The organism is Bacillus cereus group sp. N24 (assembly GCF_016483345.1).
Taxonomy (GTDB): domain Bacteria; phylum Bacillota; class Bacilli; order Bacillales; family Bacillaceae_G; genus Bacillus_A; species Bacillus_A toyonensis.
In genome coordinates this window covers 1-14,410 of record NZ_JAEHCA010000054.1, presented here as the reverse complement: position 1 = coordinate 14,410, position 14,410 = coordinate 1, and the positions used below count along the sequence as shown (strand labels likewise).

The window sequence follows — 14,410 nt, the reverse complement described above, 5'->3', positions numbered from 1 at the left end:
TCATTAACATAAGAAAATAGTAACGTGCTTTTAACTTCAAAAATAGTCTAAATCCTTAAGTTGATGGATGTGTGGCGATACCCCTATAAGGGGTAGCACCACATCGCCATCAACCTAAGGATGCCAGGAGGATATATGTGAGTGTTATTTCTTTAAATCTCTACGACTATACTAAAGATTTGCATAGCAAATAAACCTATTAAATAGATGTTTTAAAAAATATTATGCAACTTTGAAACTTTGAGACAACGTGCAATCATACACAACACCTAAGATATCAAAGACTGTTTTCTTTTCGTACCGGTGAGATTTCCGCCCGTTTTTCTCTAAAAGATAAAACAAACGCAGTAAAATTTTTAATAATTCATTGGTGTCCTTTTGTAATCCTTCATAAAACAACAGATAATAATTCTTTATCATATAGATAGATTTATATTCACTTAACTCTTTCTTTTTCTTATCCAAGAGTAACTGACGCATTTTAAACATCGTTGATGAACAGAGTAAAATACTAATGAGTTGTCCATATAAGTGGCATTCTAAGCGTTCTCTCTTAATTTCTTTGCACTTGTGAATTTGAAAGAACGACTTCCATGTTTTAAACAAAATTTCAATTTGCCAGCGTAATGAATACAAGTCATGGATATGTTCCATTGGAACATTTTCTGTAGAAAGATTCGTAATATACACGTTGATTCCACTCAATCGTTTACTTCGTTCTTTGTAGGTAATACCTTTCTTTTTTTCTTTTTTGGCTTGTTCTTTCAACCTTTTTTCTGTTTGTTCCTTTGTTAATCGATGAATAATAACACGAGCTGGTAATTTTTGATACTGTCCAATGTATGCCTCTGAAATCTCCATTGTTTGACCAGGGAGCAATTGATTCATGAGTTCTTCCATATCTAACTGAATATAGAGTGTTCTTTTCTTCACGATTCCATTTCGAAAATACTCTGGTTCATCATTCTTACGATAGATTCGAGAATTTAATTTCAAACGTGAGACATAGTAAACGTCTTTATCATGGATCTTCTGTAAGTCATGTAAGTCGAAATATCCTAAATCTCTTATGCACAAGTCTTTTGGTTGAATGGTTTGTAGGTTTGTTGAACCGAAGGTTTTATCATTTTCTCTTCCTTCTCCTACATAAACGTGCAGGAACTTCCCGCTCAATAGGTCATACTCCAATTGAATTTTAATTCCTGCCGTATGGCTACTTCCACCCGAACCTTGATAATGTGAAGAAAACTTATCTGGAAGCTGAAATGTTGTAGAATCTAGAATCCGAATGTGCTTAAAGGTCGTGGTATATTGATGAATTATTTCTTGTGTTGAATGAATTCTTTGAGTTAGAAGGTTAGCTAGAACTTGTTCAAGAAACTGTACTGCGGAAGCATTAAATCGTTGGTTAAGCCCTTCAGGGCTGATAAGAACACCTGTAGATACTTCAAGACAGCTACATAATTGTGTGAGTGATGTACTTGCGACCTGTTGACTAAGCCATACACATAAAGCAACTAACTCCTGTGCTTGATATTTACTCTTTCGCTGAACGAATCCTTTTTCTTTGGCTAGGTGTTCTAGAACTTTGGGAGACATATGTCGTTGTAATTCTTCAGCAATTGGTTGAAGTTCGTTAAGAATTGAAAGATTCATAAAAAAACGCCATCCTTTCCTATGATTCTACAGAAAGAATAGCGTATTTTTTCATTTTAGGCCTCACCATATCAAAAAAAGAAAATTGTACGTTTAGACATAATTTGGACACATTTCTAGGCATTGGTGTACCTTAAGGCTATTTTTTAGCTAAATACGGACTATTTGGCATTGGAAAATCAATAAATTTTAAAATGTCAACTGGAATATTACTTTCATAATAGGAAAAGTCAATAGGCGTTTATAAAGGTATACCTTTATAAACAGATTAGTAACATCTAAGAAACATTGAAATATCAAGTTTATAAAGGTAATTAAATTATATTTATAAACGTTTATTTTTATTGAATACCTTTATAAACGAAAGTGATATAATTGTAGTAACAAATGTAAGGAGAATACCAACCATGGCAAATATTTATGGATATATACGAGTAAGTACAAAAGATCAAAATGAACAACGTCAATTACATAAGATGATGGAACGAGGGGTGGAAGCTCGTCGGATTTTTGTTGATAAAGCAAGTGGACGACATTTTGATCGTCCTCAGTATCAATTATTACGAAAAATATTGAGTACAAGTGATATTGTTTACATAGATGCTTTAGATCGTATGGGTCGTAATTATGATGAAGTAATTTCAGAATGGAAGTACATAACAAGAGAATTACAAGCTGATATTGTTGTTTTAGAGAATGAAACTCTGTTTGATAGTCGTAAATTTCGTGATATGGGTGATATGGGAAGATTAATGGAAGATCAATTCTTATCTTTGCTTTCCTATGTTGCAGATCAAGAACGGAAAAAAATTCATCAGAGACAAGCGGAAGGGATTGCGGTAGCTAAATCTCAAGGAAAACATTTAGGCCGTCCTCAGGTGAACCTTTCGACCTTAAGCAAACAACAAATAAATATAATAGAAGAAACTTATTCAAAGTGGAAGAGTGGAGAGATAACTGCTGTTATGTTTATGGGAATGTTAGAGCTAAGGAAAAACACGTTTTATAAACTAATGAAAGAATATGAAAGCAAATTGAATTGAGCTGGCCAATACCCAGTTCTTTTTTTCTTGTAACAACACTTTTGGAAAATAAAAGGGATCCCGTTAAATCAGGGAGATTTTCAGATGTAGCGATTCCATCTGTTAATCATTCACACACTTACAGGAGGAAGAACAAATCATGAAAACCGCGAGAATGTTTTCAATACTTATCTACTTATTGAAGAAAAATATAGTGTCTGCTGAAGAATTAGCCAATGAATTTGAAGTAAGTACAAGAACGATTTATAGAGATATGGATGCTTTGTCGTCAATCGGTATCCCCATTATTTCATATTTAGGAAAGAATGGGGGATTTACTTTAATTGATAACTATCAACTAGATAAATTTACCTTTAATGAAGAGGAAAAGAAATTTTTATTAGAGGGTTTAACATTAAAAAATGAATTATTTGATACGAATCAACTGTCAATTTTACAAAGAAAAATAGAATTATTGAAAGAAAATAAAGAAGACTATCATTCTAACATTACGATAACATCATCTACCCTGCACAGAGAAATTATAGAAGACGAAACAAAAGGTAAGATAAAAAAAATACTCTCTATAATTGATGAGGGAAATAAAATTTGTATTTCTTATGTTTCACAAACAGCGAATGTATCTAGTCGAATTATTCAACCTTTAAAATTAAATTTTATGAATGGTAGTTGGTATTTAGAAGCCTTTTGTGAATCCAGAAAAGCTTTGAGATTATTTAAATTGACTAGGATAAGAAATATGGAAGTAATACATGACAATACTAGAACTGTCTATACTGAGGAAAACGAGTATTTCACTAATAATACAGCTAAAATGGAGGAAATTATATTACTGTTTTCGAAAAGTGAACTTGGAAAATTATACGATTTTTTTACTGAGGATGAAATAACGGTACTTGAAGATGGGAGTTTAAAAGTTGTCTTTCATTATGACATCAATAAAAATTTGTTGCCGTTTTTATTGATGTTTGGTAGACATGTAAAGATACTATCTCCACTATGGCTTAAAAATGAATATAGGAATGAAATTAAATTTATTTATAAAAGCTGACAGACTGTTGTCATAGTATGAATGCTACACTTTCTATATCAACTAGTAGGAGGAATTAACAATGAATGTAGCAGTTACTGAAAAACAAATTCATGGAAAAAGAATAAGAACAAATAATCAAAATACAGATGCACTACTTAGTCTATGGGAAGAGATTCTTCGTTTAAATTTAAAAGGTGATGTATATGCTGTGTATAATAATTATGAAAGTGATTTTACAGGTGATTATGATTTGCATATTGGTACTGAAGAGAAATTTATTGATGAAAGTAGTGTCATCATTCCAGCAGGCAACTATCATGTTGTAGAAGTAAATCATACTGATCCACAAGGTGTTTTTAACGCTTGGGTGGATATCTGGAAAAGTGATATAAAAAGAGCATATACAACTGATTTTCAATTTCACTCTAAAGATGGTGATATAAGGATATTTCTGTCGGTTGAATAATGAATAGTAAGCTTACTAACTAAAATGGAGGATTTGAACAGATGGAGGAGAAAAATCGAGATTTTTCAGTCGCTGAGATCAGTGGTCAAAATTCCTGGGCTTCCTCTGTCACAATTCATAGTGACCTTCTTGCCACTAAGGATTTTGTCTATAGCCCATGCAGGTTCGAATGTTCTCAGCCACGAAGAGAAGCACAAAACGCTGAATATGGGGCATATATATTTAATTTGAACGCTCTCTCCATTAGATTTCGTGTCGCTAAAATTACTCCTACAAAGGTCGGGCAATTTGTGACTTTGTGGGAGAGAATTGGGGATCGACCGATCCAACCATATGACATATCAGATCCAGTCGATTTGTTTGTTATTAGTACCCGCGATGGGAATAACTTTGGTCAATTTGTATTTCCAAAAGCTGTTCTATGTGATCAGGATATAGTATCTAATAAGGGTAAAGGTGGTAAACGAGCAATACGCGTTTATCCACCTTGGGACAAACCTACGAGCCGTCAGGCTCAAAAAACTCAGATATGGCAGCTAGAATATTTCTTAGAGATACCTGTAAATAGACCAATAGACTGCGTTCGTGCTCAAATGCTCTACAGTCTAAATCGTTAATATAAACAAATTGATAAGACAAACTAAACTACAAACCGGTTCCTTAACGTACAGGGAACCGGTTAATTTGTATCCAAATTGTGTCTAAACGTACAATTTTCTTTTTTTGATATTGTGACCCCATGCCCATCAACTTAAGAAAAATAAACACCACCTGTGAGCTGAACTCTCCAGGTCATCTCACAGGTGGTCAAGATTACTTTAAGATTAAGCTTGTTAATCGTGGCGGTGACAAAATCAATATAGATAGCGGACTATTATTCCATCAATAGTGTACATAAAAAGGCTGAATAAAAGTAAACAAACGGGTTCGGTTTTGAAGTACAAAATTAAAATAAATTAGTACACTAATTGTTGAATTATTGATAACACCAGTTTATGGTTAATTTGAACTGATGGTTTCTTGAAGTTTTTTCATTATTTCGGATAAAACTAAAATTGAATTTGTTGCTTCAAATCCTTCAATATCTAAGGAGTGGTTTGCATTTTGGACAACATCAATTTTTAAATTCGAGTTACTTAATCGGTTAATTTGAGTTGAATTGTAATGATGGTCTTTATTCCCGATAACTAACAGTCCTTGATGTTGACTATTAAAAATAGAGTCAAATACTGAATCGGATCTCAACAGCGGGGTAAGTAAAATCATTTTTGACTTTAAAAATTCATCTCTCTTCATTAGCTCATTTGCAATTGGAATGGTTCCGAGTGATTTCCCTAAAAAAATTGTATTATTGTATTGACCATTTTTTAAAACTTCCACCATCACGGGATTAATATCATCCATCATTATCTTAGTTAGTTCTTCATTGTTTTTTTTCATTGTTTGCTCATCATACGAGTAATGAATATGGACAATATCGATGTTGTTTTGAAGCATTACCATCGTCGAATAATAAAACAACGGGCTATCGTACTGATATCCTGCTCCAGAAAACATAAAGCAAATGGTTTTGGAACCAACTTCTATGTGTGTGTAACTAATTGCTGTGTCGTTGATTTGTATCTTCTTTTTATGAACATTCATTGTTTTCTCCTCTATAACTTTTATGAATATTCTAACATACCTCACCGATTCTTTATAAAAAGAAATTATCCTATTGTAGGATTATTTCTATATCAAATCGATCAAATAAGAAATATAAAGAAGTCTCAAAACCTCCGTTTTCGGTACTTTTACAGTTGAAAACTTAGAAATATATGTTAAGTTAGGTACTTAAGCTAACATGTTGATTAATTAATGGATAATATGCAAAACTATTTTCCACGAGTCCCTCCTATAATTACCAAAAAAGCAGCTCCCTTTTCTCACCTTTAATTCCAAAAACTTTTACTTCTAAATAATCAATTTTACCTAAAAGCAAATTTATCCTTTGATAAATTTGTATCCATATTGCGAAAAAGTCGTTATTCTTTTTGTAGAAATATGCAGAAAGGATGGCATTTTTTATGAATCTTTCGATTCAAGATGAACTCCAATTATTTACTCAGGAATTATATCAATATTTTACTCCTTCATTTTTAGTAGAGCTTGCTAGAGAGTTAGATTTTGTTCAACGAAAGCGTAAGTTTTCAGGACATGACTTAGCCACTATCTGTGTTTGGGTGAGTCAAAGAATAGCAAGTGATTCTTTAGTTAGACTGTGTAGTCAACTACATGCAGCTACAGGAACTCTTATTAGTCCAGAAGGACTAAATAAACGATTCAATAAAAAAGCTGTTTGCTTTTTAAAACATGTTTTCTCTGCATTATAAAAAAATAGAATTTGTGAAACCTCAGTGATTCCAAGTTCTTCACTAACCCATTTTCAGCGGATTCGTATTTTAGGTGCAACAATTTTTCAAGTACCAAACCACTTAGCTAGTGTGTATCCTGGTTCGGGTGGTTGTGCACAAACAGCAGGCATAAAGATTCAATTAGAATATGACTTACATAGCGGGCAGTTTTTAAATTTCCGAGTTGAACCGGGGAAAAATAATGATAAGACCTTTGGAACAGAGTGTTTAGCGACATTACGGCCTGGCAATCTATGTATTCGGGATTTAGGCTATTATTCACTGGATGATTTAGATCAAATGGACCAACGTGGCGTGTATTATATATCGCGGCTTAAACTAAATAATATGGTGTATATCAAAAATGAGTCTCCTGAATACTTTCGAAATGGGACAGTAAAAAAACAGTCTCAGTATATCAAAGTTGATTTAGAACACATTATGAATACCTTAGAACCTGGACAGGTCCATGAAATAACAGACGGTTATATTGGAAAGGATAAAAACTATTCACACGAGTGATTATGTATCGATTAACTGAAAAACAACTTCGTGAGCGTATGAAAAAACAAGTGTATACAGAAAGTAAGAAGGGCATTACATATTCAGAGAAAAGCAAAAGATTAGCCGGCATTAACATATATGTAACCAATACACCTTGGGAGATTGTTCCGATGGAACAAATACATGATTTTTACGCTCTTCGTTGGCAAATCGAAATTATCTTTAAAACTTGGAAATCACTTTTTCAAATCCATCATTGGCAAAATATCAAACAAGAGCGATTAGAATGTCACATTTATGGAAAGCTTATTGCTATTTTCCTATGTTCTTCTACAATGTTTAAGATGCGACAATTGATTTTACAAAAGAAACAAAAGGAATTAAGCGAATATAAAGCCATTGGAATAATACAAGATCATCTATACATCTTGTATCAAGCTATACAACAAAATACTCAAGAAATAACCAAAATCTTGTGCCGTCTATTCAACCTCTTACTGAAAAATGGACGAAAATCTCACCGATACGAGAAAAAAACATTCTTTGATATCCTGGGTGTTATTTATGAGTATAGTGGATTGGAAAAACAAAAGAAAATCGCATAATTTTTTAAAGTTCTGTTAATCTAGGTTTATTTGGCATGCTTATTTTTAAGGAAACAAAATATTTTAAGAGTTTTTTAGTTTATTTGAACGAAAGTTCATGTTGTTTCTGTTCTTAAGTTGATGGGCATGTATTGTGACCCCTTTTATAAAGTAATGAAAGAATATGAAGAAAAAAAATAACAATCATTTTATAAAGAATGAGAGCCGAATTTTCTTAGAATAGAAGATTCGGCTTATTTCATGTCGAAATTCGCACTGGGATCTCATACATATACATGACACTTGACATATATAAAAAACAAATGTAATATATAAATAACAAAAGTAAACTATAGTATTGGAGGGTTTTTAGATGCTTACCAAAGTTAAGCGGATTCGACTTGAAAAAGGTATGACACAGGGAGAATTAGCAAAATTGACAAATGTTAGCAGACAAACAATAGGTTTAATTGAACAAGACGCATATAATCCATCTTTAAATCTGTGTATTAAGATTTGTAAAGCCCTTGGAGTTACTTTAAATGATTTATTTTGGGAGGATTTGTAACAATGAAAAATATCTTAGAAAAAATGTACTTGAGATTTATAAACAAAGTAAGCGAAAGAGATGAATATCAAATACAAGAAATAAACAAAGAGTTTGCTATTGCAGGATTAATGTTATGGTATGCAAATATATTAGCTATGTTTATTATGCTAGTAGTTGATACTATTAATCACACCTTATCCATAGGAACTATAATTATCTTTGTAGTTAATATGTTTTACGCTAACTATCTAATGTGGAAATTAAAAAAGAATAGATTGAATGATATAGAGTGCTCTACAGAAGAAGAATTTTTAAAAAAGAAAAAACAGATTAAAAAATCTAGTATTAAAGCGGGTTTGCTTTGGACCTTTGAAATGTTTATTTTAATGTGTTATGTTTTTCCTTATTTAAGCTCAGGAAAAATATCAGTTTCTTTATCTGATATTATTATATGGATTTGTGCAGGCTTATTCTTTGGTTCTAGCATGTATGTAATTTCATCATTTAATTTAAAAAAGTTATATTAATTGAAATTAGAATACAAGTGAAATATAGTCTATAGAATTAAACCCTTCTTTCTGTAAATTTTAAAATTGGGTTTTATACATTTTTAGGCATACCGTTAGAAATTAAGGGGTTTAATAAATATTGAATTAGTTTTAAAAATAGAATTTTTATTTGCACCCTCATAAAATCACATTTTTATGGGGGTGCTTCATGATTCATATTACATACAATTGCTGATTTTATCTTATATAAATAAAAAGCGATTAAATTAAAAATTTAATCGCTTTTTTCATTCTAATTATTATTAGATATATATTTTATTAGCAACCAGCAATTCCACCAGCAACGCCGCCAGCTAAAGCTCCTACTCCACTGCCATAAATTACACCAGGACCAAGCTCCCAAGTGTATCCAGCTCCTGTTAGGAATCCGCTAACTGCGCCAGAAGCGATGCCTGCTACACATTTACCTGCGCCACCAGCTGAAATTTCTAAAAGTTCTTTTTCTGTAAGTGTCTCTAAGTTCATAATATGATTCTCCTTTTATTTTTTATTAGCAACTACCAACGCCGCCAGCAACGCCGCCAGCTAAAGCTCCTACTCCACCACCATAAATTACACCAGGACCAAGCTCCCAAGTGTAGCTAGCACCATTCAGGAATCCTAATACTGCGCCAGAAGCGATGCCTGCTACACATTTGCCCGCGCCACCAGCTGAAATTTCTAAAAGTTCTTTTTCTGTAAGTGCTTCTAGTTTCATAATTATTTATACCCCTTACTATTATATTTTTGATTATTACACGTAATTAATTAATTAATATAATAAAAACAATATTATTACTATTATATCCATTTGTTAATTGCGATATATCAATCATGTTAATTATAATAACACTTTTTTCCAAAAAAAATAGAGAATATGCAAAATTACATATTCTCTATTTTTTTGTTATATTTGGATATAATATTTAACATGTTATATCCAAATATAAAGGAAATGAGGCTACGTTTTTGTTCAAAAAAGAGTTTGTTTGTATTAGGCAACAAGATTTAAAAGATTGTGGTCCAGCATGTCTAGCGATGATTTCTCGCCATTATGGGTTTACTACTTCTATTTCAAAGATTAGAGAAGTGGCTGGTACAGACTTAGCGGGAACAAATATTAAAGGTTTGATGGAAGCCGGTGAAAAACTGGGGTTTGAAGTAAAAGCTGTAAAAGCAACAAAACCCGAAGATTTAAAAGAAATCCCATTACCTTCAATTGCTCATGTTGTAGTCAATGGTGGTTTGTTACATTATGTAGTAATTCATAAGGTTAAAGATAATAAAATTTATATTGCTGATCCAGAAAAGGGATTAGTTACATACTTGTTAGAAGAATTCTGCCAAATGTGGACAGGTATTCTTGTATTAATGTCTCCTGGACAAAATTTTCAAAAAGGGAAAGAATCAAAGGGAACATTTTCACGATTCCTCTTATTATTAACACAACAAAAAAATTTATTAATACCTTTGTTTTTTGCTTCTATTTTCTTTAATTTATTTGGGCTATTGGGAGCATTTTATTTTAAATTTTTAATTGATGATATCGTAGCAAATCAGTTGATACAGACACTCCATATTGTATCAATTGGAATTATTATATTGTATATATTTAAGATAATTCTTTCTTATTTTCGCACTCATTTAATCTTATATTTAAGTAGGCGAATAGATATTCACTTAATGCTTGGGTATTATCGTCATGTTGTAGGATTACCAATGAATTTCTTTGAAACAAGAAAAGTGGGCGAAATTATTTCTCGATTTATGGACGCAAGTAAAATACGAGATGCTTTGTCAACCATAACGGTTACTTTAATGATTGATACATTAATGGTTACAATAGGAGCTGTTTTGTTATATATCCATAGTCCAATTTTATTTGGTGTGACTTTATTAATAATACCTTTCTATATTGGTATTATTTTTGCCTTCCATAAGCCGTATCAATCCATTAATCGTAAAGAAATGGAAAGTAATGCAAAATTAAATTCTTATTTAGTAGAATCTTTAAATGGAATTGCAACTGTAAAGTCTTATAACGCGGAAAAAGAAGTGTTTTTTCAAACTGAAAGTCGTTTTATTAATCTACTAAGGCATGTATTTAAAAGAGGAATGCTATCCAATTTACAAGGTTCTATTAAAATGGGACTTGAATTAATTGGTGGAACTATCATCCTTTGGGTTGGTTCCATACAAGTATTAAAAGGGAATATGACGATAGGTGAGTTAATTACATATAATGCACTTTTAGCATATTTTTTAAATCCAATTGAAAATTTGATTGGTATTCAGCCTACCATGCAATCTGCACTAGTCGCTGGAGAACGATTAAATGAAATTTTTGATTTAGATCAAGAAAAGAGTGAAAAAGAGGATAATAAAGTCTCTCCTAAACAATTGTCAGGTAAAATCCAATGTTCAAATGTTACATTTCGTTATGGAACACGTAAAAATGTATTAAATAACATAAGTTTTTCAATTGAATCAGGTAGTCAAGTAGCATTTGTAGGAGAAAGTGGATCAGGTAAAACAACCATTTCAAAACTATTAATGCATTATTATGAATCTCAACAAGGGAATATATATTATGATGATTATCATATCAAAGAGATAAGCCGTACTGCATTACGAGATCGAATTGCATATGTCTCTCAAGAGTCATTCTTCTTTAGTGCTTCTATTTATGAGAATTTATGTTTTGGTTTAACACGACAAGTTACTTTGGAAGAGGTTATACACGTATGTAAGCAAGCTTTTATACATGAGTTTATTAGTGAACTACCGTTACGTTATGAAACTCTCTTAGAAGAAAATGCGTCAAATTTATCCGGCGGACAAAGACAGCGTTTAGCAATTGCAAGAGCGTTATTAAAAAAGCCAGATATCTTAATTTTAGATGAAGCGACAAGTAATTTAGATTCTACAACTGAAAAACATATTACCGATATGTTAAAGGAGTTGGGATTACAAGGAGTTACTGTAATTATGATTGCGCATCGATTAAGTACAATCCAGCATGCAAATCAAATTTTCGTGATGGAACAAGGAAATATTAAAGAGCAAGGATCACATGAAGAATTATTATTCCATAAAGGAGAGTATTATCGTTTGTGGAAGAATCAAACTGTTCATATAGAACACATAGAATCTCAATCTTATGCAATGCGGGGTGTTCAAGATGAGTAAGATTTATTCGTTTGATCAGTTAACTGATAGTAAGGAATTATTAGAAAAAAAACCACCTCGTTTTATTGCTGGATTACTTATTTTTATTTTGATGAGCTTATTTGTTTTTTTTATCTGGGCTTATGTCAGTAAGATAGATATTGTAAGTAAGGGAACAGCAATGATACAAGGAAAATCAGACGTAAGCGTGTCTCGTACTCAAATTGTAGGTGTGGTAGATACAGTCAATGTAAAGTCTGGTAACGAAGTGAAAAAAGGAGATATTTTACTCCAATTAAAGAATCAGGAATTAACAGATAAACAAAACCAGATGGACCAAATTGTACAACATTTAGAAAAACAAAAGGGAATGTTAGAGCAGCTGAAAGTGAGTATCCAGTCTCATAAATCTTCTTTTCCTGATGATGTGGATAAAAAAATAAAAGAAGAATATCAGGCTTATGATCAAAAATATCAATCTATACAAAATGAAAATGATAATGAAATAAAAGTAATAGAAAATAGTAAATTTTCAAACGAGCAAGATGAAGTTTTACAAGGACTAATTGCAGAAAAAGAAAATGTCCAAAGAGAAATAGACACAATCGAAAAACAAAAAACAAAAGAAAATATATTAGAAGAACAAAAACAAGTAATGAATGATAAAATAGGGAATTTAGAATCTCAACAAAACAGTGTAGAAAAGCGTATCCAACAACGAAAAGAAACTTTAGAGCATGAAAGAACAAAAATTGATGTTACTAAAGAAGGAAAGCAAGCACAAAAGAAAGATGCTTTAAAGCAATATAAAGAAGAGACTATGATTTCAGTGAATCAACGTATTCAATCCCTAGAACAAGAACTATTTATTAAAAGGCAAGAGTTAGATGGACTGCGTCATCAAAATGAAACTACAATCATAAAGGCACAAAAAGACGGGATTGTACAATTTCCTTCCATCTTGCAACAAGGGGATTTAATTAATCCTGGCCAAGAGATTGTTTCAATTATCCCAAAAGAAGAACAAAAAAAGGTAAGAATCTTATTACCAGCTCAAGAGATAAAAGGAATAAAAAAAGGGGATAAAGTACAATATTCATTTAAGTTACAAAAAACAGATAAACAAATGGGACAAATAACATATGTATCAGCATATCCTACTTTTGATAAAGATACGAAAGGGTATATGTATGAACTAGAAGCCACAATTGATACAAAAGATTTACAAGAACTACATACAGGAATGATTGGTAGAGTATCTGTCATTACAGGAGAAGAACCGGTATGGAAATTTATTTTAAGAAAACTAGATTTTATTTCTAATTAAAAAGGTTAAAAATAGATTTATATAAGGGGACAGAATTAATTATGAAAAAGTATTTTTCTATTATAAGCATGTTGATTTTATTAATGGGGAGTATTCCTTTTTCTATTACATATGCACAAGAAAAAAACATCAATTCAAGCAATATTGAGCAAATGACTAGTACTTTCAATGATAATACTAATCTAGAAGAAAAAATCAGTTATATTAGAAATAGTGATTTGAAAAATTGGTCAGTTAAAGACATGAATCAGGCTCTAGATAAAATAGATAATTTAAATCTGAGTATAATGGAGCGAGCAAGTTTAAAGAGAGAGGTAATACGATCTGCAGGATTTTCTAATTTTGATTTTAAAGGAACAAATTCAGATGTATTAGCATTTAAGGAATTAAAAATAGAAATTATAGAGACTGATAAGCCATTTACATTATATAGAAGAAGCAAGGCTGGTGAACCAGAATCTAAATATGGCCTTGGTTATTGGTGGGGAGATAAAGAAAGAAATATTGAAGAAACTAGAAATGAGTTAGCCGTATTAGAAGTTTGGGGGAATCCGCTCAATACACAATATACAATTAAGGTACCCAAAGGGACGAGAATACTTAAAGGATTTACAGCTTCTCAAACTCAATATCTTAAAGAAACAAGTATAATTCAAGAATATAGAGAAGGTGGAGCTATGCAATATTGGATTAATAAGATAGATAACAGTTGGCTGCAATAAAGGAGGATAACGTGACGAAAGATCAAGAATTTATAAATTTAGCTCTAGATTGTGAGTGTATTCTAAAACAAAATATTCCGAGTAATCCTGACGATGCTAAAAGATATCATTTAATGTTAAATCAACTTACAGGATTAAGAATGACCATAAAATCAAACCAATTAAATGAAAAGTTATATTATTTATCAATTACACAGATGCTTGAAAAAGATGATCCAGAGGAAGTATTACAAGCTGTTTTAAAACTAAATACATTTTATTGTAACTACTATCAACATTTATAAAATTAGTAACCCAATAAACTTGAGCCTATATTATTTATAAATAACATGGCTTATAGGCCTAGTGACAGGGTTGCTGCTCTAGTCCGCAGTAGTACATCCACAATAAGGTGATTTTATATTGTATTCGTTTAT

The 14,410-nt window shown here is 31.5% G+C and carries 14 protein-coding genes and 1 pseudogene; 11 read left to right on the top strand and 4 right to left on the bottom strand.

Annotated elements, in window-relative coordinates; translation table 11 throughout:
* Positions 1 to 222 precede the first annotated feature (222 nt).
* A complete protein-coding gene (locus tag JDS95_RS29835; protein WP_199691007.1) occupies positions 223 to 1,656 on the bottom strand; it encodes an IS4 family transposase in 1,434 nt (477 codons plus the stop codon).
* A 407-nt stretch (positions 1,657 to 2,063) separates the two neighbouring features.
* Between JDS95_RS29835 and JDS95_RS29830 the strand changes: the two genes are divergently transcribed.
* The 4 genes from JDS95_RS29830 to JDS95_RS29815 all read left to right on the top strand — a co-directional run bounded on the left by JDS95_RS29830 (position 2,064) and on the right by JDS95_RS29815 (position 4,815).
* On the top strand, positions 2,064 to 2,699 hold the full coding sequence (locus tag JDS95_RS29830) for a recombinase family protein (RefSeq protein ID WP_199691006.1): 636 nt from the start codon (positions 2,064 to 2,066) through the stop codon (positions 2,697 to 2,699).
* A gap of 139 nt (positions 2,700 to 2,838) precedes the next feature.
* On the top strand, positions 2,839 to 3,750 hold the full coding sequence (locus JDS95_RS29825) for a helix-turn-helix transcriptional regulator (RefSeq protein ID WP_199691005.1): 912 nt from the start codon (positions 2,839 to 2,841) through the stop codon (positions 3,748 to 3,750).
* Positions 3,751 to 3,811: 61 nt separating this feature from the next.
* Entirely contained in the window at positions 3,812 to 4,198 is a 387-nt protein-coding gene (locus JDS95_RS29820; protein ID WP_199691004.1) for a GyrI-like domain-containing protein, read from the top strand.
* A 41-nt stretch (positions 4,199 to 4,239) separates the two neighbouring features.
* Positions 4,240 to 4,815, top strand: a complete 576-nt coding sequence (locus JDS95_RS29815) for a MepB family protein (RefSeq protein WP_199691003.1) — start codon at positions 4,240 to 4,242, stop codon at positions 4,813 to 4,815.
* 382 nt (positions 4,816 to 5,197) lie between these two features.
* Here the strand turns inward: JDS95_RS29815 and JDS95_RS29810 are convergent, their stop codons facing one another.
* Complete coding sequence (locus JDS95_RS29810) at positions 5,198 to 5,842, bottom strand: alpha/beta family hydrolase (protein WP_199691002.1); 645 nt, start codon at positions 5,840 to 5,842, stop codon at positions 5,198 to 5,200.
* Between the two features lie 422 nt (positions 5,843 to 6,264).
* Between JDS95_RS29810 and JDS95_RS29805 the strand changes: the two are divergent.
* From JDS95_RS29805 to JDS95_RS29795, 3 genes and pseudogenes are all read left to right on the top strand, one after another.
* A pseudogene (locus JDS95_RS29805) lies at positions 6,265 to 7,700 on the top strand (IS4 family transposase).
* A gap of 352 nt (positions 7,701 to 8,052) precedes the next feature.
* The gene (locus JDS95_RS29800) at positions 8,053 to 8,247 is read left to right on the top strand and encodes a helix-turn-helix transcriptional regulator (RefSeq protein ID WP_199691001.1); all 195 of its coding nucleotides are present in this window, start codon (positions 8,053 to 8,055) and stop codon (positions 8,245 to 8,247) included.
* A 2-nt stretch (positions 8,248 to 8,249) separates the two neighbouring features.
* A complete protein-coding gene (locus tag JDS95_RS29795) occupies positions 8,250 to 8,756 on the top strand; it encodes a DUF3278 domain-containing protein (protein WP_199691000.1) in 507 nt (168 codons plus the stop codon).
* A gap of 300 nt (positions 8,757 to 9,056) precedes the next feature.
* Here JDS95_RS29795 and JDS95_RS29790 read toward each other — a convergent pair whose 3' ends face one another.
* Positions 9,057 to 9,263, bottom strand: coding sequence for a Blp family class II bacteriocin (locus tag JDS95_RS29790; RefSeq protein WP_199690999.1), 207 nt, complete (start codon positions 9,261 to 9,263; stop codon positions 9,057 to 9,059).
* A gap of 25 nt (positions 9,264 to 9,288) precedes the next feature.
* Positions 9,289 to 9,495: a hypothetical protein gene (locus JDS95_RS29785; protein ID WP_199690998.1), complete on the bottom strand. Its 207-nt coding sequence runs from the start codon at positions 9,493 to 9,495 to the stop codon at positions 9,289 to 9,291.
* A gap of 251 nt (positions 9,496 to 9,746) precedes the next feature.
* Here JDS95_RS29785 and JDS95_RS29780 point away from each other — a divergent pair, with 251 nt between their 5' ends.
* Genes JDS95_RS29780 through JDS95_RS29765 form a run of 4 tightly spaced genes read left to right on the top strand, consistent with a single transcriptional unit; the run spans position 9,747 to position 14,278 of the window.
* A complete protein-coding gene (locus tag JDS95_RS29780) occupies positions 9,747 to 11,966 on the top strand; it encodes a peptidase domain-containing ABC transporter (protein WP_199690997.1) in 2,220 nt (739 codons plus the stop codon).
* A complete protein-coding gene (locus JDS95_RS29775; RefSeq protein ID WP_199690996.1) occupies positions 11,959 to 13,272 on the top strand; it encodes a putative HlyD family type I secretion protein in 1,314 nt (437 codons plus the stop codon). The genes JDS95_RS29780 and JDS95_RS29775 overlap by 8 nt, the downstream gene beginning before the upstream one ends.
* A 41-nt stretch (positions 13,273 to 13,313) precedes the next feature.
* Positions 13,314 to 13,994 carry an autotransporter gene (locus JDS95_RS29770; protein WP_199690995.1) on the top strand — a complete coding sequence of 227 codons (681 nt, stop codon included), beginning with the start codon at positions 13,314 to 13,316 and terminating at the stop codon, positions 13,992 to 13,994.
* An 11-nt stretch (positions 13,995 to 14,005) separates the two neighbouring features.
* Positions 14,006 to 14,278 carry a hypothetical protein gene (locus JDS95_RS29765; RefSeq protein WP_044796673.1) on the top strand — a complete coding sequence of 91 codons (273 nt, stop codon included), beginning with the start codon at positions 14,006 to 14,008 and terminating at the stop codon, positions 14,276 to 14,278.
* Positions 14,279 to 14,410: the final 132 nt, after the last annotated feature.